This window comes from Pseudomonas sp. 91RF (genome assembly GCF_003576265.1).
Classification (GTDB): Bacteria; Pseudomonadota; Gammaproteobacteria; order Pseudomonadales; family Pseudomonadaceae; genus Aquipseudomonas; species Aquipseudomonas kribbensis.
This window is the reverse complement of sequence record NZ_QWFC01000010.1, coordinates 1-21,432: the sequence shown is the minus strand read 5'-3', so window position 1 is coordinate 21,432 and position 21,432 is coordinate 1. Positions and strand designations below refer to the sequence as shown.

The following is a 21,432-nucleotide window of genomic DNA, read 5'->3' as shown; positions in this document are numbered from 1 at the left end:
TTGTTTTGTCGGACTTTTTCCCCATGAGCTTCAGCCCTTTGATTCGCCAACTGATCGACGCCCTGCGAATTCTGCCGGGCGTGGGTCAGAAAACTGCCCAGCGTATGGCGTTGCAGTTGCTCGAACGTGACCGCAGCGGCGGCACGCGCCTGGCCCAGGCCCTGAGCCAGGCCATGGAAGGAGTCGGACACTGCCGCCAGTGCCGCACGCTGACCGAAGACGATCTGTGCCCGCAATGCGCCGACACGCGCCGTGACGACACGTTGCTGTGCGTGGTGGAAGGGCCGATGGACGTCTATGCGGTCGAGCAGACCGGGTTCCGTGGTCGCTACTTCGTGCTCAAGGGGCACCTGTCGCCGCTGGACGGGCTCGGCCCGGAAGCCATTGGCATTCCGCAACTGATGGCGCGGATCGAAGAGGCGGGCACCTTCACCGAAGTCATCCTCGCCACCAACCCGACCGTGGAAGGTGAAGCGACTGCACACTACATCGCGCAATTGCTCAACAACAAAGGTTTGATCGCCTCGCGAATCGCTCACGGCGTGCCGTTGGGCGGCGAACTGGAACTGGTGGACGGCGGCACGCTGGCGCACTCGTTTGCCGGACGCAAGCCGATTTCTCTCTGATTGTTCTCACTGGCCCTATCGCCAGCAGGCTGGCTCCCACATTGGTTTGAGGTCGCCGCAAATTCACTGTGGGAGCCAGCCTGCTGGCGATAAAGGCGCCTCGGATTTACTGAATCTCACAATCCTGTTGAAAACCAAGCAAGCGCTCGGTTAAGTTCGGCGAACCCTTCCATGGAGTTCGCCGATGCCCGCCTTCCAGGAATACTTCGACCCCAGCCACCAAATGGTCCGCGACAGCGTCAGACGTTTCGTCGAGCGCGAGATCCTGCCGGACATCGATGCGTGGGAAGAAGCCGAAAGCTTCCCTCGTGAGCTGTACCTCAAGGCCGGTGCGGCCGGCATCCTCGGCATCGGTTATCCCGAAGCGCTGGGCGGCAGCCACGAAGGTGATCTGTTCGCCAAGATCGCCGCCAGTGAAGAACTGATGCGTTGTGGCTCCGGAGGACTGGTGGCCGGGCTTGGTTCTCTGGATATCGGCTTGCCGCCAGTCGTCAAATGGGCCCGCCCCGAAGTGCGTGACCGCGTTGTGCCTCAAGTGCTCTGCGGCGAGAAGATCAGCGCGCTGGCGGTGACCGAGCCGGGCGGTGGCTCCGACGTCGCCAACTTGCAGACCCGCGCCGTACGCGATGGCGATCACTATCGGGTCAGCGGCAGCAAAACCTTCATCACCAGTGGCGTACGCGCGGATTACTACACCGTCGCGGTGCGTACCGGTGCGCCCGGATTTGGCGGCATCAGCCTGCTGTTGATCGAGAAGGGCACGCCGGGTTTCACCGTCGGCCGACAACTGAAGAAAATGGGCTGGTGGGCGTCGGACACGGCTGAATTGTTCTTCGACGATTGCCGGGTGCCTGTGGGAAACCTGATCGGCGCGGAGAACATGGGGTTCGCCTGCATCATGGGCAACTTCCAGAGCGAGCGTCTGGCGTTGGCATTGATGGCCAACATGACCGCGCAACTGGCGCTGGAAGAGAGCCTGAAGTGGGCGCGGGAGCGTCAGGCGTTCGGCAAACCCATCGGCAAGTTCCAGGTGATCAAGCATCGCTTCGCCGAAATGGCCACGGCGCTGGAAGTCTCGCGGGAGTTCACCTACCGGCAGGCGGCGAAGATGGCGGCGGGGCAGAGTGTGATCAAGGAGATCTCCATGGCCAAGAACTTCGCCACGGACACCTCGGACCGCATCACCACCGAAGCGGTGCAGATTCTCGGCGGGCTGGGTTACATGCGCGAAAGCCTGGTGGAGCGGCTGTATCGGGATAATCGCATCCTGTCGATTGGCGGCGGGACGCGGGAAGTGATGAACGAGATCATCAGCAAGCAGATGGGGCTTTGATCTGTTATGAGGCTTGTGCCCCCATCGCTAGCAGGCTAGCTCCCACATCTGGAGCGCATTTCCCTGTGGGAGCTAGCCTGCTAGCGATGGCGGTCAGAAGGGCGCTGATTACTTGTCAGTCAGCGCAAACTGCGTCAGGCAGAACGTTGGAATCCCCATGTCCTCAAGACGCTGCGAACCACCCAGCTCCGGCAGATCGATGATCGCCGCCGCTTCATGAACGCGGGCGCCCATGCGGCGGATCAGGTTGGCCGCTGCGATCAGCGTGCCGCCGGTGGCGATCAGGTCATCGAACATCACCACCGAATCGCCTTCGCACAGGCTGTCGGCGTGCACTTCGAGGAACGCTTCGCCGTACTCGGTCGCGTAACCTTCAGCCAGCACGTCCGCCGGCAGTTTGCCTTGCTTGCGGAACAGCACCAGCGGCTTGTTCAGCTGATAGGCCAGCACCGAACCGATCAGGAAACCACGCGCATCCATCGCGCCGATGTGGGTGAAGTCGGCTTCCACGTAGCGGTGGGCGAAGCTGTCCATCACCAGGCGCAAGGCCTTTGGCGACTGGAACAGCGGGGTGATATCGCGAAAGATCACGCCCGGTTTCGGGAAATCGATCACAGGGCGGATCAGGGATTTGATGTCGAAGGAGTCGAAGACCATCGTCGAGGTGTCCTGGCAGGGCTGCAAACGGCGCAGTATACCCGCGGCTGAAACGATACGCTCGGCCGCGGGTCGAGATCAGACTTCGAGCGAGCCGCCAGCCAGGGCGCAGAGCTGGATCGGGTCGAGGATATGGATTTCCTTGCCCTCGGCGGCGATCAGTTCGTTCTGCTGGAAGCGGGTGAAGACCCGGGACACGGTTTCCACCGCCAGCCCCAGATAGTTGCCGATTTCATTGCGCGACATGCTCAGGCGGAACTGGTTGGCCGAGAAGCCGCGAGCGCGGAAGCGCGCCGACAGGTTGACCAGGAACGTGGCGATGCGCTCGTCGGCGGTTTTCTTCGACAGCAGCAACATCATTTGCTGGTCGTCGCGGATTTCCCGGCTCATCACGCGCATCAACTGACGGCGCAGTTGTGGCAGTTGCAGGGCCAGTTCGTCGAGGCGTTCGAACGGAATCTCGCAGACCGAGGTGGTTTCCAGGGCCTGGGCGGAAACCGGGTGTTTCTCGGTGTCCATGCCGGACAGGCCGACCAGTTCGCTCGGCAGGTGGAAACCTGTGAGTTGTTCTTCGCCGGTATCGCTCAGGCTGAAGGTCTTCAGGGCGCCGGAGCGTACTGCATAAACGGAATCGAAGGTGTCGCCCTGGCGGAACAGGAACTCACCCTTTTTCAACGGGCGGCCACGTTTAACGATTTCGTCCAGCGCATCCATGTCTTCCAGATTCAGCGAAAGTGGCAGGCAGAGAGGGGCCAGGCTGCAATCCTTGCAATTAGCCTGGTTATGAGCGCGCAGTTTGACTGGCTCGGACATTTCTTAAATCCTTGTGGGAAAACACACATAAGGCGTAAGGGTAACCCAGGGGAGGACATTCAGGCCAGCCTGTGGCGAGATTGCCCCAACGGCATAAAGCCGCAGGGATGGCGGCCGATAAACAGGTATCTGACGGCATGCAAGGAACCGCTTCGATGACTGCTATTGGCACGCTGACCCCCGGTAACAGTGGCGTTGCGTCGTTGCTGGAAAGTGCTGAAACCTCCGTTGACGATGAGTCCGGCACAGACGCGGCATCGTTGGGAACCCCGACCTTGGTCGAGGGCGTCAAAGTGTCGCTGTCCGGTGCCGCCATTGCTAAATCCGCCGGTGTCGGCGGGAAAAACAGCGATATCGATGAAAGTGGCTTGCCGGAAAACGTCCAGCAATTGCTGAAGATGATTCGCAAGTTGCGCCAGCAGATCGCCGAAAAGAACGCCCAGATCAACGCGCTGATGGCCAACAAGACGCTCTCCAACGAAGAGCGATTCGCCAAAATCGCAGCCCTCAAAGGCGCCATTTCCGCCCTCAACAACGGCCTGATCACCGCCAACCTGTCCCTGGCCAAGGTCATCGACCAATCGGGCCTCACCGCAGACCAGAACCTGAAAACCAATACCTTGCTGATGAAGAGCTAAATCACCCGTGAGAAACGCTGGCGGTTCTGCTGTTCCAGATACGCGTCGAACACCATGCACACCGAGCGCACCAGCAGGCGCCCGGCCGGCAGCACGCTGATTCGTTCGCGATCCAGTTCGATCAACCCGTCCTTTGCCATACCTTGCAACTGCGGCCAGAGCGCGCCGAAGTACCCCTGAAAATCGATGTTGAAACTGCGCTCGATCTCGGCGAAATCCAGGCTGAAATTGCAGATCAGTTGCTGAATCACCGCGCGACGCAAGCGGTCGTCAGCGTTGCACACCAGGCCACGGCTGGTGGCCAGTTGCGCACCGGCGAGGGTGTTCTGGTAGTGATTGAGGTCGCTGCTGTTCTGGCAGTACAGGTCGCCGATCTGGCTGATGGCCGACACGCCCAGACCGATCAGGTCGCAATGACCGTGGGTGGTGTAGCCCTGGAAGTTGCGTTGCAGGGTCGATTCTTCCTGGGCAATCGCCAGTTCATCGTCGGGCAGGGCGAAGTGGTCCATGCCGATATAGCGGTAGCCGGCGGCGGTCAGTTGTTCGATGGTGCGTTGCAGCATTTCCAGCTTTTGCGTCGGGCTCGGCAGTTCGTTGCCGTTGATCCGCCGCTGCGGCATGAAGCGTTCCGGCAGGTGCGCGTAGTTGAACACCGAGAGCCGGTCCGGTTGCAGGCTGATGACTTCTTCGACGGTGCGGGCGAAGTTGTCCGGGGTCTGCTTGGGCAGGCCGTAGATCAGGTCGATATTGATCGAGCGAAATTGCAGGGTCCGCGCCGCGTCGATCACGGCGCGAGTTTCTTCCAGACTCTGCAGGCGATTGACCGCCCGTTGCACCGCAGGGTCGAGGTCTTGCAGGCCGATGCTGACCCGGTTGAAGCCCAGTTCCCGCAGCAGGCCCATGGTTGACCAGTCGGCTTCGCGCGGATCGATTTCGATGCCGTAATCGCCTGAGTCGTCATCCAGCAGATTGAAATGCTTGCGCAGGTGCGCCATCAGTTGCCGCAATTCATCGTGGCTGAGAAAGGTCGGGGTGCCGCCGCCGAAGTGCAGTTGTTCGACTTTCTGCGCCGGGTCGAGGTGGCAGGCGATCAGCTGGATTTCCTGTTCGAGCCGTTGCAGGTACGGCAGGGCGCGGCCGCGATCCTTGGTGATGACCTTGTTGCAGGCGCAGTAGTAGCAAATGTTCGCGCAGAACGGCACGTGCACGTACAGCGACAGCGGGCGCAGGGCCTTGCGGCTGTCGCGCAGGGCGTGGAACAGGTCGAAGGTGCCGACCTGACTGTTGAATTGCACGGCCGTCGGGTACGAGGTGTAGCGCGGCCCCGCCAGGTCGTAGCGGCGGATCAAATCGGTGTCCCAACGAATGGCGTCGAGCATGCGGGCATTCCCCCGGATAGGCTGGCAGTGTGAGCGAGTCTAGGGGAGGGCGCGGTGGGGCATCTTGATTTGTATCAACGGGGAGGATTTGTATAAGTCATACGGCCCCATCGCGAGCAGGCTCGCTCCCACAGGAGATTTGTGGCGTACACAAAACCTGTGGGGGCGAGCTTGCTCGCGATAGCCGCGCCGCCGATCAGTGGCCCATCAGCCAGTGCTGGTGCGGCCCCGGCAGGGTCCAGATGCCGAACAGGATCACCAGCAGACCGCCGGCCATGCGCACGCTGCGTTTGCGCAACAGCGCCGTAACCCGCTCGGCTGCCAACCCGGTGGCGAGTAAAACCGGCCAGGTGCCGAGCCCGAAGGCGAGCATCAGCAAGGCACTGTCCAGCGCATTGCCCTGACTGGCCGACCACAGCAACGTGCTGTAAACCAGCCCGCATGGCAGCCAGCCCCACAGCGCACCGAGCAGCAAGGCCCGGGGCAGGCTCGACACCGGCAGCAAGCGGTTGGCGACCGGTTGAATGTAGCGCCACAGTCCGCGACCGAGGCTTTCGATGCGGGTCAGGCCGCTCCACCAGCCAGCCAGGTACAAGCCCATGGCGATCAGCAGCAAACCCGCGATTACGCGCATGAACAATGCCGCAGGACTGTTGGCCACTGCCCATCCTGCCAGCCCGATCAGCAATCCGGCCGTGGCATAGCTGAGAATTCGCCCGAGGTTATAAGCCAGCAGCAATCGAAAGCGTCGGCTGCGTTGCTCCTTGGGAATCGCCAGGGTCAGCGCGCCCATCAAACCGCCGCACATGCCCAGGCAATGCCCGCCGCCGAGCAGGCCGAGAATCAGCGCAGACATCAGCAGCGGCGCCAGTTCAAGCATGGGGTGGCGCCTTGTCGTCCGGTCTGGCCGGGTTGGCTTCGTCCACCGCGGCGGTGTGCTTCGGGTCCTGGTCGTCGAACAGGATGCTGTGGGCCGGGCCGTCGAGGTCGTCGTACTGGCCGCTGTCCACCGCCCAGAAGAAGATGTAGACGGCGATGGCCACGATCAGTAGCGCGGCCGGAATCATCACGTAGAGAGCTGGCATCTGTACTCCATGCCCGCGCGGCTCAGGCCGGCAGCGGGCGGGTTTCTGACCTGGCGTTGACGGCAGGCGCACTCGGCAGGCGAGTCAGGCGCAGGGCGTTGAGCACCACGGTCAGCGAACTGATCGACATGCCGACGGCGGCCCATACCGGAGTGATCCAGCCGAGGGCGGCGAACGGCAACATGAGGCCATTGTACAGCGCGGCCCACAACAGGTTCTCGATGATCACCCGGCGTGTGCGACGGGCGAGCGTGAAGGCTTGCACCAGCGCGTCGAGCCGGTTGGACAGCAGCACCGCATCGGCACTGGTTTTCGCCAGATCCGTGGCCGAGCCCATGGCCACGCTGATGTCCGCAGCGGCCAATACCGGTACGTCGTTGACCCCGTCACCGAGCATCAACACCTTGCGGCCGGCCTTGTGCAGTTTTTGCAGCACTTGCAGCTTGTCGTCCGGGCGCAGACCGCCCCGTGCCTCGTCGATGCCCAGTTCGGCGGCGACGCGGGCAACCATCGGCGAACTGTCGCCCGACAGCAGCAGCGTGTGCCAGCCGCGGGCCTTGCACGCGGCGAGCAGGGCCGGAGCGTCGCCGCGCAGACGGTCGTCGAGGGCGAACCAGGCCAGCGGTCCATTGCTGTCGCCGAGCAACAACCATTGGCCCGGTTCGTCGGGCATCTTCGGCACAGGCGCGCCGCTGAGATCACAGACAAATTCCGCCTGGCCAATGCGCAAGCGCAGTTCGCCGACCAGGCCTTCAAGCCCCAGTCCCGGTGTGCTGTGAACCTCTTCGGCGGCCAGCGGAGCCCGGCCAAAGGCCCGGGCAATCGGGTGTTCCGAGCGGTTTTCCAGCGCGGCGGCCAGACTCAGGCATTGATCGCTGTCGAGGGTGCCGAGGGGGCGGATTGAACGCAATACCAGACGTCCCTCGGTAAGGGTGCCGGTCTTGTCGAAAATCACCGTGTCGATCTGGTTCAGGCCTTCCAGCACATGGCCGCGCGTCAGCAGCAAGCCGAGTTTGTGCAGGGTGCCGGTGGCGGCGGTGAGGGCGGTCGGCGTCGCCAGTGACAGTGCGCACGGGCAAGTGGCGACCAGCATCGCAAGAACGATCCAGAACGCCCGCGAAGCATCCAGCTCCCACCACAGCAGGCCGATGGCGGCCGCTGCGATCAGCGACAGCAGCAAAAACCATTGCGCGGCACGGTCGGCGATTTCCGCCAGGCGGGGTTTTTCCGCCTGGGCGCGATCCAGCAGGCGAACGATGGCCGACAACCGCGTGTCCTGACCCAGCGCCTGCACCTCGACGGTCAGCGCACCTTCCACATTCAGCGTGCCGGCGGTGACGGCATCGCCCATCGTGCGCGGTTGCGGCAAGTACTCGCCGGTCAGCAGCGATTCATCAATGCTCGACTGGCCTTCAAGGATCTTGCCGTCCGCCGGCAGCACCGAGCCGGGCTGCACCAGCACCCGGTCGCCAAGGCGCAGTTCGCTGAGCAGAATGCGCTCGCTCTGGCCGGCGTCGTCGAGGCGCAGGCACGAGGCGGGCAGCAGATTGACCAGTTGCGCGGTGGCAGCGGCAGTACGTTCCCGCGCGCGGCGTTCGAGGTAGCGTCCGGCCAGCAGGAATAGCGCGAACATGCCCACCGCGTCGAAATACAGCTCGCCGACCCCGGTGATCGAGGTCCAGATCCCGGCGACATACGCCGCGCCGATCGCCAGCGACACCGAGACGTCCATCGTCAGGTGGCGAGTGCGCAGGTCGCGCATGGCGCCCTTGAAAAACGGCGCGCAGCTGTAGAACACAATCGGCGTGGTCAGAAACAGCGCGACCCAGCGCAGGATGGTGTGCAGCTCGGGGCTGAGGTCGATGTTGAATTCCGGCCAGGTGGCCATGGTCGCCATCATCGCCTGGAACCACAGCAGTCCGGCGACGCCGAGTTGGCGCAAGGCGAGGCGGTTTTCGCTGGCCAGTTGTTCGCTGGCGCGGTCGGCCTGATACGGGTGCGCGGCGTAGCCTATGTGGCGCAGTTCGCCGAGGATCTGGCTCAGCGGCAATTGCGCGTCAGCCCAGCGCACATGCAGGCGATGATTGGACAGGTTCAGCCGCGCCTCGGCCACGGCGGGCAGTGTGCGCAGGTGTTTCTCGATCAGCCAGCCACACGCGGCGCAACTGATGCCTTCCATCAACAACGTGGTTTCGGCCAGTTCACCTTCGTGGCGGACGAAGGGCTGCTGCACGTCGGCGCGGTCATACAGCGCCAGTTCGTCCACCAGTTGTACCGGCAGGGCTTCGGGGTTGGCCGAGGCTTCGCTGCGGTGCTGGTAATAGCTTTCGAGCCCGCCGGCGACGATGGCTTCGGCCACTGCCTGACAGCCCGGGCAGCAGAACTCGCGGGACTCCCCGAGCACGACAGCGGTGAAACGGCTGCCGGGCGGAACGGGCAGGGCGCAGTGGTAGCAGGGGAGTGGGGTGGTCATCAGGAGTTCACTAATACTGCAGAATCGATGTCGTCAGGTCGCGCCCTTCGCGAGCAGGCTCGCTCCCACATTTTGATCTGTGCCTGACGCAGATTTTGTGAGCGCCGCAAATCCATTGTGGGAGCGAGCCTGCTCGCGATGCGCGAAGCGCGGCTTTATTTCTTCAGGTCTTCAGCACCCTGCAGCGGTTCATCGCCCAGCAACAGATCCTTGTCATGGCTGACCACTTCTTCCTCGAACATGCGCCACACCTGGTCACCTTGCGATCCGAGCAACTCGACAAAACGACGGCCTTCAACCTTGTCGTTCACCTGGCCAATGTAACGACCCTGCTCGGTTTCGCTGCGAGTCAGGACAATCTTGCGATCCTTGTCCGGCTGGGTCGGCGAGATCAGGTTCAGTTCCAGGGTTTTCGGCTGACTGTCGCCGCTCAGACGCAGGTCGACTTCCCCGGTGACATCATCCAGATGAACGTTGGCGCGCATCTTCAGGTTCTGCGCGAGCATTTCACGATCCAGCGAACGGTTGATGCCCTTGCCCGCCTCGTAGTAATTGTCGTTGACCAGATTGTCCGGGTTGTTCACCGCGATGGTCACCATGGACAGCGTCAGGGTCACCGAGCAAGCGAGGATCCCGATGATGATCCACGGCCAGAGATGCTTGTACCAGGGGCTTGCGGCGTTTGCTGCGGGCATGTTCAGTTCTCTCAACGATTTTGTGGGCCGATGAACCGGCTCTTGGCTTCTACGTGGACGCTGTCGTCATCGGCATCCTTGAGGATGAATTTCACCTCGTTGGTGCTCGACGGCAGTTGTTCGGGCGCGCTCGACAACTCGACCGGCATGCTGAAAATTTCCCCGGCCGGCACCTTGATCTCGCGCTTGCCTTGCAGGCGCAGATCCGGCAAACCGGCGGCTTCCAGCACGTAGGTGTGGTCGCGCTGATCCTTGTTCATGATCTTCAGGCTGTAGACGTTTTCGATCCGGCCTTCGGCGTTTTCGCGGTACAGCACGCGGTCCTTGCTGACGTCGAAACCTACCAGCGAGCGCATGAAGAAGGCCGTCACCAGCAGGCTGATCATCGCCAGCAGCACCACGGCATAACCGATCAGGCGCGGACGCAGTTTATGGGTTTTCTGTCCGGACAGGTTGTGTTCGGTGGTGTAGCTGATCAACCCGCGCGGGTAGTCCATCTTGTCCATGATGCTGTCGCAGGCATCGATGCACGCGGCGCAGCCGATGCACTCGATCTGCAGGCCGTCGCGGATGTCGATGCCGGTCGGGCAGACCTGGACGCACATGGTGCAGTCGATGCAGTCGCCCAGGCCCTGAGCCTTGTAGTCGACGCCTTTCTTGCGCGGGCCACGGCTTTCGCCGCGACGCGGGTCATAGGAAACGATCAGGGTGTCCTTGTCGAACATCACGCTCTGGAAGCGCGCATACGGGCACATGTAGATGCACACCTGCTCACGCAGCCAGCCGGCGTTGCCGTAGGTGGCGAGGGTGAAGAAGCCGACCCAGAAATACGACCAGCCATCGGCCTGGCCTGTGAAGAAGTCGAACACCAGTTCGCGGATCGGCGAGAAGTAGCCGACGAAAGTCATGCCGGTGACAAAGCCGATCAGCAGCCACATGGCGTGCTTGGCGAACTTGCGCAGGAACTTGTTGGCGCTCATCGGCGCCTTGTCGAGCTTGATGCGCTGGTTGCGGTCGCCTTCGGTGACCTTCTCGCACCACATGAAAATCCACGTCCACACGCTTTGCGGACAGGTGTAGCCGCACCAGACCCGGCCGGCGTACACCGTGATGAAGAACAGGCCGAACGCGGCAATGATCAGCAGGCCCGAAAGCAGAATGAAGTCCTGTGGCCAGAAAGTCGCACCGAAGATGAAGAACTTGCGTTCCGGCAGGTTCCACCACACGGCCTGGTGGCCGCCCCAGTTCAGCCACACCGTACCGAAATACAGCAGGAACAGCGCCGTGCCGCCCATCATCCGCAGATTGCGGAACAGGCCGGTGAAAGCACGGGTGTAGATTTTTTCTCGAGAGGCGTACAGGTCGACGCTGTTGTTCGCGTTCTTGTTGGGGGGCGTGACGTCGTGTACCGGAATCTGATTACTCATCATTGCATCCCACGGCAGTGGAAAAATGCCTCGGCCGATACGTGCCGGCCGGGGTCAGAAAGGGTGTTGCAGTGGCGCAATGATACGCCTGTGATGCCGACGAACGGGTGCGACCTTTGGTCGCGTTGGGGAAAAAACCTGAATGGTGTAGCGAATGTAACAAAGCATGATGCAGATCAATTGACTATAGACGATTGATGCTACTGGCATCGCGACGGCAATGCTGCGCAAGTGCAGGCATTGCCGCCGCTTTCATCAGTCAATCAAGGCAACCGGCCGCCGCCAAGGCTGTCGATCCCACCGATACTGCGTTTTCTGTCGGCGGCGACTTCGCTCCTGATGGATCGTGTTTGTCGTTTCAGGTTGAAGTAAAGGTATTCTGCCTTCTGTTGTTGTGTTTGAAATAAGTTTATTTAATTGCCTGTGTAGTCTGCTTTGAAAAGCTCCATTTGATCGAATATGTTTGCGTCTGGCGATATTCGGTCGCTAGTTGTTATTCAAGTTAAATGGAGTTTCAAAGCTATGGCTTTTAATGGAGTTGTAAGTTTTCTGCTGGGTGTCTGTTTATTCTCTTCTGTTACTTTGGTTCATGCCGTTGAGGGCACGCCACGGCATATGGTGTTCGCGTCCGATACGCAGTATCCCTGGACTGAAAAGACCGACAGCGGAGCGCCGGAGTCCAATGCGGACTTCGAAAAGCGTGCCAAGTGGCTGGTGGACAGCCAGTTGAGCAGTATCGCCGAGTTTCGAAATGCCCACGGGGGGCAGGCGGCAATCCCGTTGATGATCAACGGTGACATTACCGCTTTTGGCCATGGTTGGCAGCGGTCATATATGAAGTCGGCCCTGGAGAAATACTTCAAGGGTGATTACTTGTACGGCTTGGGTAATCATGATTACGAAAATAATGTGGACGACTGTTTCAGTAATAGTTGTGCGGCGGGCAGTATTGTCGAGTTTAACGAGCATCATAAGGCTAGGGTGGATAACCTTGACCTCAAGGTCACTGGGGCTTTTCTGGATATTCGTTATTCGGGCAGTCTCGCGTACTCGAAAAATGTCGGAGAAGTTCATCTGGTGCAACTCAACAACGAGCCTACCTACGCTACGAAGATTGCACATGCGTTGAATCCGACAACCTTCAACATCATCAGCGCACTGGACTGGCTGGAAAACGATTTGAGGGTGGCGAGAACCCAGGGCTACGCCATCATCCTCAACATGCACAAATGGGATGACTGGCAGGGAGACAGGCAACAGCAACAGCGCTTTCTGGACATTATCGAGAAGTATGAGGTCACTGCCATCTTTGCCGGTCATTGCCATTCTCGCGGGGGAGCCAAGCGCTGGATGGGTAAGGTGCCGATGTTTCTCAGTGGCGCTACGTCCCAGCAGACGTACCTGACTGCCAGCTTCTCGGATGATCGCAAGCAACTGCGCATCAACCTGATCGAAAACAATGACTGGCAGAAACCGAATTTCGTGCAGACGGTTCCGGTGAAATCCATCTGGGCCAGTCGCCCATAAGCAACGGCCCCGTCAATTTCTGTTGGCGGGGCCGTTTCATTTTCGGGCATGGCTTTTCTTCGGTAAGGCGAATGCCTCAGTCCCATGGATTGATGACTTCAACACCGCTGGATTCAAAGTCGGCGACATTTCGGGTGACCACTGTCAGGCCATGCACCAATGCCGTTGCAGCAATCAACGCATCGCTTTCATTGGCCTGATCCGGCACATGAAGGCGCGCACATCGCAAGGCGACAGCAGCATCGACCGGCAGGATTCTCGCGTCGAAGGCCGGCATCACGTGGCGCTTGAGCCAGGTGCGCAGAACCTTGCCTTGAGCCGGGTCTCGGCGCTCCATGCGAAGGACGCCGGTCTCCAGTTCCTTCAAGGTAATGGCCGAGATGAACATGCGAGGGGCGATGACCATTTTGGCCCAGGCGACAACGTTCCTGTCGGCCTGGGGTTTGCGCAGTTCGGAAATCACATTGGTGTCGAGCAAGTACATTCAGGACAGATCCACGGGGCGGTGAGTGATCACGGCACGCTCGGTTTCGAACTCGATGTCTGCCGCTTCAGGCATGACCAGCAGATCGACGATGCTCGCGTTGAGGCCGGTGAGTTTTTCGTACTCCTCAATGCTTAGCAGTACGTGGGCGGGCTTGCCACGATCAGTGATGATCACCGGCCCATTGCGGGCGGCTTTTTTGGCACTGCTTGTGTCCTGATTGAATTCGCGGCTGGAAATGGTGGTGATGGCCATCATTGCGACCTCTCCTGAAGAAGATATGTAGCAACGTTACTACTGCTTCAGACGTCTCACAACCGGGAAGGCCTGACGAGACTGACCGCTGGTCGGCCATTCAAAGGGCAGAAACAAAAAGACCCCGCCAGTTCTCACTGGCGGGGTCTTTTTTTGCTTCAAGCGTCGGCCTTACTGGGCCTCGGCTTCCGGTGCTTTTTCACCATGGGACAGGCTGTAAACATACGCCGCCAGCAGGTGAACCTTGTCGTTGCCTTGCAGTTGTTCCTGAGCAGGCATCTGGCCCTGACGGCCGTAACGGATGGTCTGCTGCAGTTGCGCGAAGCTCGAACCGTAGATGAACGCGGCCGGGTGGGTCAGGTTCGGGGCGCCCATTGCCGGGGTGCCTTTGCCTTCCGGACCGTGGCACGCCACGCAGTTGGCAGCGAACAGTTTCTGGCCGTTGGCCGGATCTGCCTTGGTGCCTTCCGGCAGCTTGCGGCCATCGAGGTTGGTCAGCACGAATGCCGCCACGTCGGCCACGCCTTGTTCACCGATCACTTCCGCCCAGGCCGGCATCACCGCGTGACGACCGCCCATGATGGTGGTCTTGATGGTTTCCGGCTCGCCGCCCCAGCGCCAGTCGGCGTCGGTCAGGTTAGGGAAACCATAAGCACCCTTGGCGTCGGAACCGTGGCAGACCGAGCAGTTGGAGGCGAACAGACGCCCACCCATCTTCAGGGCTTGCGGATCCTTCGCGACTTCCTCGATCGGCATGGCGGCGAACTTGGCGAAGATCGGACCGAACCTGGCGTCCGAGCGAGCCATTTCCTTTTCCCACTCGTGAACGCCGGTCCAGCCGGTCTGGCCGTTGGCGAACGGGGTCTGCTTTTCGTTATCGAGGTAGTTGTAGCCCGGCAGCAGACCTTTCCAGCTGCCCAGGCCCGGGTACAGCACCAGATAACCCAGGGCGAACACGATGGTGCCCACGAACAGCATGAACCACCATTTCGGCAGCGGGTTGTCGTACTCCTCGATCCCGTCGAAGGAGTGGCCCACCGTCTCGTCGGTCTGCTCGGTGCGCTGGCCCTTGCGGGTCGACAGCAACAGCCAGGTCAGGGAAAAGATCGTACCGAGACTGAGGACTGTGACGTACAGACTCCAGAATGTAGTCATTCTTTGTTACTCCTAGAAGCTTGCTCGACGTGCTTGATGGCTTCGGGATCATCCGCGAAGGGCAGCAAGGTCGCGTCTTCAAACTCCGACTTGCGCTTGGGGCTGAACACCCACAACGCCAGGCCGATGAAGGCAACCATCACGACAACGGTGCCCAGGCCTCGAATCATCCCGATATCCATTAAGAATCACCGTTTGCTTTTGATGATGGTGCCCAGGCCTTGCAGATAGGCCACCAGCGCGTCCATTTCGGTTTTACCCTTCACAGCGTCTTTTGCACCGGCAATGTCTTCGTCGGTGTAAGGGACGCCGAGCGTGCGCAACACTTCCATTTTCTTGGCCGTGTCTTTGCCGTCGAGCTTGTTTTCCACGAGGAACGGGTAAGCCGGCATTTTCGACTCAGGCACGACGTTGCGCGGGTTGTACAAGTGCGCACGTTGCCAGTCATCGGAGTAACGACCGCCGACACGGGCCAGGTCCGGACCGGTACGCTTGGAACCCCACAGGAACGGGTGGTCCCAGACGCTTTCACCGGCGACCGAGTAGTGGCCGTAGCGTTCGGTTTCGGCACGGAACGGACGGATCATCTGCGAGTGGCAGCCGACACAGCCGTTGGCGATGTAAACGTCGCGGCCTTCCAGTTCAAGGGCGGTGCGCGGCTTCATGCCTTCGACCGGCTTGTTGGTGACGTCCTGGAAAAACAGCGGAACGATTTGGGTCAGGCCACCGACGCTGACGGCGATGACCATGAAGAAGGCCAGCAGGCCAATATTCTTCTCGACAGCTTCATGCTTCATCAGTGAGCTCCAACTACGGCGATCTTGGCGGCGGCTTCAGCTTCAGCCGGGTCCGAGGCGCGAACGGTGCGCCACACGTTGTAGGCCATCAGGAACATGCCGCTGGCGAAGAACGCACCGCCCAGGGCACGAACGATGTAGCCAGGGTGGCTGGCCTGCAGCGCTTCGACGAACGAGTAGGTGAGGGTGCCGTCGTCGTTGATTGCACGCCACATCAGGCCTTGAGTGATGCCGTTGACCCACATCGAAGCGATGTACAGAACCGTACCGATGGTCGCGAGCCAGAAGTGCGCGTTGATCAGACCGACGCTGTGCATCTGCGCACGGCCGAACAGTTTCGGGATCATGTGGTAGATCGCGCCGATCGAGATCATCGCTACCCAGCCCAGAGCGCCGGCGTGTACGTGGCCGATGGTCCAGTCGGTGTAGTGCGAGAGCGAGTTGACGGTCTTGATCGCCATCATCGGACCTTCGAAGGTCGACATGCCGTAGAACGCCAGCGATACCACGAGGAAGCGCAGGATCGGGTCGGTGCGCAGCTTATGCCAGGCGCCCGACAGGGTCATCATGCCGTTGATCATGCCGCCCCAGCTTGGTGCCAGCAGAATGATCGACATCGCCATGCCCAGCGATTGCGCCCAGTCCGGCAGAGCGGTGTAGTGCAGGTGGTGCGGGCCGGCCCAGATGTACAGGGTGATCAGTGCCCAGAAGTGCACGATCGACAGGCGATAGGAGTAGATCGGACGTTCGGCCTGTTTCGGCACGAAGTAGTACATCATCCCCAGGAAGCCGGTGGTCAGGAAGAAACCCACGGCGTTGTGGCCGTACCACCACTGGATCATCGCGTCGGTCGCACCGGCGTAGGCCGAGTAGGACTTGAAGAAGCTGACCGGCAGCGAGGCGTGGTTGACGATGTGCAGCATCGCGGTCACGACGATGAAGGCGCCGTAGAACCAGTTACCGACATAGATGTGTTTGGTCTTGCGCTTGGTGATGGTGCCGAAGAACACCAGACCGTAGGTGACCCAGACAATGGCCAGCAAAATGGCGAGGGGCCATTCCAGTTCCGCGTATTCCTTGGTGGTGGTGTAACCCAGCGGCAAGGTAATGATCGCGCCGACGATGACCGCTTGCCATCCCCAGAAGGTGAAGGCCGCGAGGCTGTCGGAAATCAGTCGCGTCTGGCAGGTTCGCTGCACGACATAGTAGGAAGTGGCAAACAGTGCACAACCACCGAAGGCGAAAATCACCAGGTTTGTGTGCAACGGGCGCAGGCGTCCAAAGCTCGTCCACGGCAGACCGAAGTTCAACTCCGGCCAGACCAGTTGCGAGGCAATGAAGACACCGAGCCCCATGCCAAGGATCCCCCAGACCACCGTCATGATGGCGAACTGGCGGACTACCTTATAGTTATAAGCAGTCGGACTGATTGCTGTGCTCATTCTAAGGTTCCACGGTTTGGGTGTTTTATTAGGATTAAAATCGGCCGCAAGTATGTAGAAAGCAGGGGGTCAATGCAACGCGCCATGACCTGGGTCAATGCTTTCCAACGCTGATTCTGCGGCCTTTCCATGCGCCGCGTAAGGACAAAATTGCCCTCGGGCAAAATGTCGCAGCGGACGAAAAAAGCGAGGGGTTCCAGTCGGATGTAACGGGGTGTGTTCGAACGCTCGGTTCGGGTGACGGACGGTAATCGGCACGACAGCCGGTATCTACCGGCCTTTGCGGCCATGTCAGTCAGCCGATTCGTTCAACGCCTCGCTCGGGGTCGACCTGGAACCGGCACGGGCCAGTCCGCATCGAGCAAGCGTAGACCCGAATCCGGGGAACCGAAAGGAGAGGGGAAGAAGGGGTGCGACAATGCGTCGCAAAGAGGCTGGAAACTGCCGCACTGGAAACGTGCGGCAGTGTTGTACTCAATGATTAATGTTTGTTGTCTTCAGTAATCAGTTTTTCTGTATCCAATCCATGGCTAAGGCTGTACACATAAGCGGCCAGCAATTGCACTTTATCGTTGCCCAGCAGCTCGTTCTGAGCCGGCATGTGACCCTGACGACCATGGCGAATGGTCTGCTCAAGCTGGGTCAGGCTGGTGCCATAGATAAATCCGGCCGGGTGCGTCAGATTCGGCGCACCCATGGCTTCAGTGCCCTGGCCGGTTGCCCCATGACAGGCTACGCACATGGTGCTGAACGTCTGCTGTCCGGCTTGCAGGTCGGCCTTGTTGTCCGCCGGCAGTGGCAGCCCGGCCAGTTCGTGACGCACGTAGGCGGCGACGTTTTTCACGCCCGCCTCACCCAGCGACTCGCCCCAGGCCGGCATCGCCGCGATCCGGCCACCCATGATGGTGGTCTTGATCGTCTCGGCACTGCCGCCCCAACGCCAGTCCTTGTCGGCGAGGTTAGGGAAACCGAACGCGCCCTTGGCATCCGAGCCGTGGCACACCGAGCAGTTGGAGGCGAACAGACGGCCGCCCATTTTCAGCGCCTGCGGATCCTTCGCCACTTCTTCCACCGGCATGGCGGCGAATTTGGCGAAGATCGGCCCGAACTTGGCGTCAGCCTTGCTCATTTCCTTTTCCCACTCGTGGACGCCAGTCCAGCCGTCCTCGTAGCCGGGCAGGATGCCTTTCCAGTTGCCCAGGCCCGGATAAAGGATCAGATAGCCCACGGAAAACACCAGCGTGCCGGCGAACAGCATGAACCACCACTGTGGCAGCGGGTTGTCGTACTCCTCGATGCCGTCGAAGCTGTGGCCCATGGTCTGGTCGACGCTGCCCTTGGTCTCGCCCCGACGGGTGCCGACCAGCAGCCAGGTCAGGCCGATCAGGCTGCCGATGGTCAGTACGCAGATCCACGTACTCCAGAAGGTGGTCATGGCCGGGTACTCCTTGTTTCAGATGCTTGGGTTGGGTCGGGTTGCGGCTCGTCGGCAAACGGCAACAGGCGCGCTTCGGCGAATTCCGGCGTGCGCTTGCGGTTGAACACCCACAGGGTCAGGCCGACAAAGGCCACGAACACCACGACCGTGCCGAGGCCGCGAATCAGCCCCGCGCTCATTTCTAAGGCCATCTCGATCACCTCTTGCTCTTGATTGCAGTGCCGAGCACTTGCAGGTAGGAGACGAGGGCGTCCATTTCGGTCTTGCCCTTGAGGCTGGCCACCGCGCCGCTGATGTCGTCGTCGGTGTACGGCACGCCGAGGGTGCGCATGACTTTGAGCTTGGTTTCGGTGTGGCTGCTGTCGACCGGTTGTGTGACCAGCCATGGGTAGGCCGGCATTTTTGATTCCGGTACAACGTTGCGCGGGTTGTACAAGTGCGCGCGGTGCCAGTCATCCGAGTAACGCGAACCGACCCGGGCCAGATCCGGACCGGTACGTTTCGAGCCCCACAGGAACGGGTGATCCCACACGCTTTCGCCAGCCACCGAGTAGTGCCCGTAGCGTTCGGTCTCGGCGCGGAACGGCCGGATCATCTGCGAATGGCAGCCGACGCAGCCTTCGCGGATGTAGATGTCGCGGCCTTCCAGTTGCAGCGCGGTGTAGGGCTTCATGCCTTCCACCGGTTTGTTGGTCACGTCCTGGAAGAACAGCGGGACGATCTGGGTCAGGCCGCCGATGCTCACGGCGAACACCATCAGCAGCATCAGCAGGCCGACGTTCTTTTCAATCGTTTCGTGTTTCATGGCGGACTCCTCAGGCCATCTGCGCGGCAGCAACGACGTCAGCAGGCTGCGAGGCCCGCACGGTGCGCCAGGTGTTGTAAGCCATCAGGAACATGCCGCTGAGGAAGATCGCCCCGCCAATCAGCCGCACGACGAAGCCAGGGTGGCTGGCCACCAGGGTTTCGACGAAGGAGTAGGTCAGCGTGCCGTCCTCGTTCACCGCACGCCACATCAGGCCCTGGGCGATGCCGTTGACCCACATCGAAGCGATGTACAAAACGGTGCCGATGGTTGCGAGCCAGAAGTGCGCGTTGATCAGGCCGATGCTGTGCATCTGCTCTTTGCCGAAGACTTTCGGGATCATGTGGTACAGCGCGCCGATGGAAATCATCGCTACCCAGCCGAGCGCGCCGGCGTGTACGTGGCCAATGGTCCAGTCGGTGTAGTGGGAGAGGGCGTTCACTGTCTTGATCGCCATCATCGGACCTTCGAAGGTCGACATGCCGTAGAACGCCAGCGACACCACCAGGAAGCGCAGGATCGGGTCGCTGCGCAACTTATGCCAGGCGCCCGAGAGGGTCATCATGCCGTTGATCATGCCGCCCCAGCTCGGTGCCAGCAGTACCAGCGACATCACCATGCCCAGCGACTGCGCCCAGTCCGGCAGCGCGGTGTAGTGCAAGTGGTGCGGACCGGCCCAGATGTACAGGGTGATCAGCGCCCAGAAGTGCACGATCGACAGGCGATACGAATACACCGGGCGTTCGGCCTGTTTCGGCACGAAGTAGTACATCATCCCGAGGAAACCGGCGGTGAGGAAAAAGCCTACGGCGTTGTGGCCGTACCACCATTGCACCATCGCGTCGGTCGCACCGGCGTACACCGAGTAGGACTTGGTGAAGCTCACCGGCAGCTCAAGGTTGTTGACGATGTGCAGGATCGCCACGGTGATAATGAATGCGCCGAAGAACCAGTTGCCCACATAAATGTGCTTTGTCTTGCGCTGCATGATCGTGCCGAAGAACACGATGGCGTAGGCGACCCAGACGATGGTGATCAGGATGTCGATCGGCCATTCCAGCTCGGCGTACTCCTTGGAACTGGTGTAACCCAGTGGCAGGCTGATGGCCGCCAGCAGAATCACAAGCTGCCAGCCCCAGAAGCAGAAGGCGGCGATTTTCGGCGCAAACAGTTGGGTCTGGCAGGTGCGCTGCACCGAGTAGAACGAACTGGCGAACAAGGCACAGCCGCCGAACGCGAAGATCACCGCGTTGGTGTGCAACGGGCGCAGGCGTCCGAAGCTGGTCCACGGCAGGTTGAAGTTGAGTTCGGGCCAGACCAATTGAGCCGCGAGAAAAACCCCGAGCCCCATGCCGACGATGCCCCACACCACCGTCATAATGGCGAATTGGCGGACCACCTTGTAGTTGTAGGCGGTACTGATAGAAGTGTTCATGGTTCCCCATCCACGGTTCAGCCGAAGTGAGCGCGCGCAGAAAACGCCGCGAATCCTTCGCCTGGAGTTATAGGCAGACTAAAAGCGAGGCAAGCATGGACAAACAGCACAAGGCCAGTATTGACGGGGATCAATGGGCGCAGTGCCTGCGGGATCACGGGTGGCTTTGGGATGCGGCTGTTGGGGAGGCTTCGGCGACGCTCATTCTTGCCCATGGTGCCGGGGCGCCGATGGACAGTGAGTGGATGACGGATGTGGCTGGGCGCCTTGCCGGGCTTGGTATCAACGTGTTGCGGTTTGAGTTTCCTTATATGGCGCAGCGGCGGGTTGATGGGGTCAAGCGACCGCCCAATCCTGCGGGGAAATTGCAGGAGTGCTGGCGCGAGGTTTTTGGTGAAGTGCGACGTCATGTCGCTGGGGTTTTGGCGGTTGGCGGGAAGTCGATGGGGGGGCGGATGGCCAGTCTTCTTGCCGATGAGCTTGGCACTGATGCGTTGGTTTGTCTGGGGTATCCGTTTTATGCGGTTGGGAAACCTGAGAAACCGCGGGTTGAGCATTTGGCTGGGTTGAAGACTCGGACGCTGATTGTGCAAGGCGAGCGGGATGCTCTCGGCAATCGGGACGCTGTCGAGGGGTATTCCTTATCGCCGAGTATTGAAGTGTTTTGGCTGGCGGCGGGGGATCATGATTTGAAGCCGCTCAAGGTTTCCGGGTTTACGCATGAGCAGCATTTGGCTGCAGCCGCACAGAAGGTGGTCGCGTTTCTCAAGCACTGATCGAGATTTTGAACTGCGTGAAGATCGGCTCCCTTTCCCCCTCGCCCCCCTGGGGGAGAGGGCTGGGGTGGGTAAAGACCGGGTACATCCTTTACGTTTGAGACCGGGGACATGGTTTACAGGTATCAATCATGGTCAGGAGGTACTGACCATGCCCTGGAATCAAGAGTCCCCGATGGATCAGCGAGTGAA

At 60.6% G+C, this 21,432-nt stretch carries 23 protein-coding genes; 5 read left to right on the top strand and 18 right to left on the bottom strand.

Translation table 11 applies throughout. The features are described from left to right. Nucleotides 1–23 precede the first annotated feature (23 nt). The gene (gene recR, locus DXT77_RS01920) at nucleotides 24–626 is read left to right on the top strand and encodes a recombination mediator RecR (protein ID WP_085711931.1); all 603 of its coding nucleotides are present in this window, start codon (nucleotides 24–26) and stop codon (nucleotides 624–626) included. A 184-nt stretch (nucleotides 627–810) separates the two neighbouring features. Beyond that, on the top strand, nucleotides 811–1,959 hold the full coding sequence (locus tag DXT77_RS01915) for an acyl-CoA dehydrogenase family protein (protein ID WP_119426417.1): 1,149 nt from the start codon (nucleotides 811–813) through the stop codon (nucleotides 1,957–1,959). A 108-nt stretch (nucleotides 1,960–2,067) separates the two neighbouring features. Here DXT77_RS01915 and DXT77_RS01910 read toward each other — a convergent pair whose 3' ends face one another. Both DXT77_RS01910 and fnr read right to left on the bottom strand, forming a co-directional pair. Continuing rightward, the gene (locus tag DXT77_RS01910; RefSeq protein WP_003223345.1) at nucleotides 2,068–2,616 is read right to left on the bottom strand and encodes an adenine phosphoribosyltransferase; all 549 of its coding nucleotides are present in this window, start codon (nucleotides 2,614–2,616) and stop codon (nucleotides 2,068–2,070) included. A gap of 78 nt (nucleotides 2,617–2,694) precedes the next feature. Beyond that, nucleotides 2,695–3,429, bottom strand: coding sequence for a fumarate/nitrate reduction transcriptional regulator Fnr (gene fnr / locus DXT77_RS01905; protein ID WP_007951654.1), 735 nt, complete (start codon nucleotides 3,427–3,429; stop codon nucleotides 2,695–2,697). Between the two features lie 155 nt (nucleotides 3,430–3,584). Between fnr and DXT77_RS01900 the strand changes: the two genes are divergently transcribed. Continuing rightward, a complete protein-coding gene (locus tag DXT77_RS01900; protein WP_119426416.1) occupies nucleotides 3,585–4,067 on the top strand; it encodes a hypothetical protein in 483 nt (160 codons plus the stop codon). Here DXT77_RS01900 and hemN read toward each other — a convergent pair. From hemN to ccoG, 6 genes are all read right to left on the bottom strand, one after another. Continuing rightward, complete coding sequence (gene hemN / locus DXT77_RS01895) at nucleotides 4,064–5,446, bottom strand: oxygen-independent coproporphyrinogen III oxidase (protein WP_119426415.1); 1,383 nt, start codon at nucleotides 5,444–5,446, stop codon at nucleotides 4,064–4,066. The two genes, DXT77_RS01900 and hemN, sit on opposite strands and share 4 nt — an antisense overlap. 196 nt (nucleotides 5,447–5,642) lie before the next feature. After that, the gene (locus DXT77_RS01890) at nucleotides 5,643–6,326 is read right to left on the bottom strand and encodes a sulfite exporter TauE/SafE family protein (RefSeq protein WP_119426414.1); all 684 of its coding nucleotides are present in this window, start codon (nucleotides 6,324–6,326) and stop codon (nucleotides 5,643–5,645) included. After that, nucleotides 6,319–6,531 (bottom strand): cbb3-type cytochrome oxidase assembly protein CcoS, encoded by a 213-nt coding sequence (gene ccoS / locus DXT77_RS01885; protein WP_065259710.1) that lies wholly within the window; start codon nucleotides 6,529–6,531, stop codon nucleotides 6,319–6,321. The genes DXT77_RS01890 and ccoS overlap by 8 nt, the downstream gene beginning before the upstream one ends. A gap of 22 nt (nucleotides 6,532–6,553) precedes the next feature. After that, complete coding sequence (locus tag DXT77_RS01880; protein WP_119426413.1) at nucleotides 6,554–9,004, bottom strand: heavy metal translocating P-type ATPase; 2,451 nt, start codon at nucleotides 9,002–9,004, stop codon at nucleotides 6,554–6,556. 155 nt (nucleotides 9,005–9,159) lie between these two features. After that, entirely contained in the window at nucleotides 9,160–9,699 is a 540-nt protein-coding gene (locus tag DXT77_RS01875) for a FixH family protein (RefSeq protein WP_119426412.1), read from the bottom strand. Between the two features lie 11 nt (nucleotides 9,700–9,710). After that, the gene (gene ccoG / locus DXT77_RS01870) at nucleotides 9,711–11,126 is read right to left on the bottom strand and encodes a cytochrome c oxidase accessory protein CcoG (protein WP_119426411.1); all 1,416 of its coding nucleotides are present in this window, start codon (nucleotides 11,124–11,126) and stop codon (nucleotides 9,711–9,713) included. Between the two features lie 522 nt (nucleotides 11,127–11,648). Here ccoG and DXT77_RS01865 point away from each other — a divergent pair. Then, entirely contained in the window at nucleotides 11,649–12,653 is a 1,005-nt protein-coding gene (locus tag DXT77_RS01865) for a metallophosphoesterase (protein ID WP_119426410.1), read from the top strand. Between the two features lie 76 nt (nucleotides 12,654–12,729). Here DXT77_RS01865 and DXT77_RS01860 read toward each other — a convergent pair whose 3' ends face one another. The 10 genes from DXT77_RS01860 to ccoN (DXT77_RS01815) form a co-directional block, all read right to left on the bottom strand. Beyond that, complete coding sequence (locus tag DXT77_RS01860) at nucleotides 12,730–13,137, bottom strand: type II toxin-antitoxin system VapC family toxin (RefSeq protein ID WP_119426409.1); 408 nt, start codon at nucleotides 13,135–13,137, stop codon at nucleotides 12,730–12,732. Continuing rightward, a complete protein-coding gene (locus DXT77_RS01855) occupies nucleotides 13,138–13,392 on the bottom strand; it encodes a type II toxin-antitoxin system Phd/YefM family antitoxin (RefSeq protein WP_039770179.1) in 255 nt (84 codons plus the stop codon). Nucleotides 13,393–13,563: 171 nt separating this feature from the next. After that, nucleotides 13,564–14,547 carry a cytochrome-c oxidase, cbb3-type subunit III gene (gene ccoP, locus DXT77_RS01850; RefSeq protein ID WP_119426408.1) on the bottom strand — a complete coding sequence of 328 codons (984 nt, stop codon included), beginning with the start codon at nucleotides 14,545–14,547 and terminating at the stop codon, nucleotides 13,564–13,566. Continuing rightward, a complete protein-coding gene (locus DXT77_RS01845) occupies nucleotides 14,544–14,729 on the bottom strand; it encodes a CcoQ/FixQ family Cbb3-type cytochrome c oxidase assembly chaperone (RefSeq protein WP_003175465.1) in 186 nt (61 codons plus the stop codon). Before DXT77_RS01845 ends, ccoP (DXT77_RS01850) begins: the two co-directional genes overlap by 4 nt. A 6-nt stretch (nucleotides 14,730–14,735) precedes the next feature. Next, nucleotides 14,736–15,344, bottom strand: a complete 609-nt coding sequence (gene ccoO / locus DXT77_RS01840; RefSeq protein WP_007905434.1) for a cytochrome-c oxidase, cbb3-type subunit II — start codon at nucleotides 15,342–15,344, stop codon at nucleotides 14,736–14,738. Continuing rightward, nucleotides 15,344–16,786 carry a cytochrome-c oxidase, cbb3-type subunit I gene (gene ccoN, locus DXT77_RS01835; RefSeq protein ID WP_085711942.1) on the bottom strand — a complete coding sequence of 481 codons (1,443 nt, stop codon included), beginning with the start codon at nucleotides 16,784–16,786 and terminating at the stop codon, nucleotides 15,344–15,346. The genes ccoO (DXT77_RS01840) and ccoN (DXT77_RS01835) overlap by 1 nt, the downstream gene beginning before the upstream one ends. A gap of 481 nt (nucleotides 16,787–17,267) precedes the next feature. Beyond that, a complete protein-coding gene (ccoP, locus tag DXT77_RS01830) occupies nucleotides 17,268–18,221 on the bottom strand; it encodes a cytochrome-c oxidase, cbb3-type subunit III (RefSeq protein WP_119426407.1) in 954 nt (317 codons plus the stop codon). Beyond that, the gene (locus tag DXT77_RS01825) at nucleotides 18,218–18,415 is read right to left on the bottom strand and encodes a cbb3-type cytochrome c oxidase subunit 3 (RefSeq protein ID WP_085690240.1); all 198 of its coding nucleotides are present in this window, start codon (nucleotides 18,413–18,415) and stop codon (nucleotides 18,218–18,220) included. Before DXT77_RS01825 ends, ccoP (DXT77_RS01830) begins: the two co-directional genes overlap by 4 nt. 5 nt (nucleotides 18,416–18,420) lie before the next feature. Beyond that, nucleotides 18,421–19,029, bottom strand: coding sequence for a cytochrome-c oxidase, cbb3-type subunit II (ccoO, locus tag DXT77_RS01820; protein ID WP_085700207.1), 609 nt, complete (start codon nucleotides 19,027–19,029; stop codon nucleotides 18,421–18,423). 10 nt (nucleotides 19,030–19,039) lie between these two features. Beyond that, on the bottom strand, nucleotides 19,040–20,464 hold the full coding sequence (gene ccoN, locus DXT77_RS01815) for a cytochrome-c oxidase, cbb3-type subunit I (RefSeq protein ID WP_011333291.1): 1,425 nt from the start codon (nucleotides 20,462–20,464) through the stop codon (nucleotides 19,040–19,042). Between the two features lie 95 nt (nucleotides 20,465–20,559). On the opposite strand from ccoN (DXT77_RS01815), the gene DXT77_RS01810 reads away from it, so the two are divergent. After that, nucleotides 20,560–21,240 (top strand): alpha/beta family hydrolase, encoded by a 681-nt coding sequence (locus DXT77_RS01810; RefSeq protein ID WP_119426406.1) that lies wholly within the window; start codon nucleotides 20,560–20,562, stop codon nucleotides 21,238–21,240. The last annotated feature ends 192 nt before the right edge of the window (nucleotides 21,241–21,432 follow it).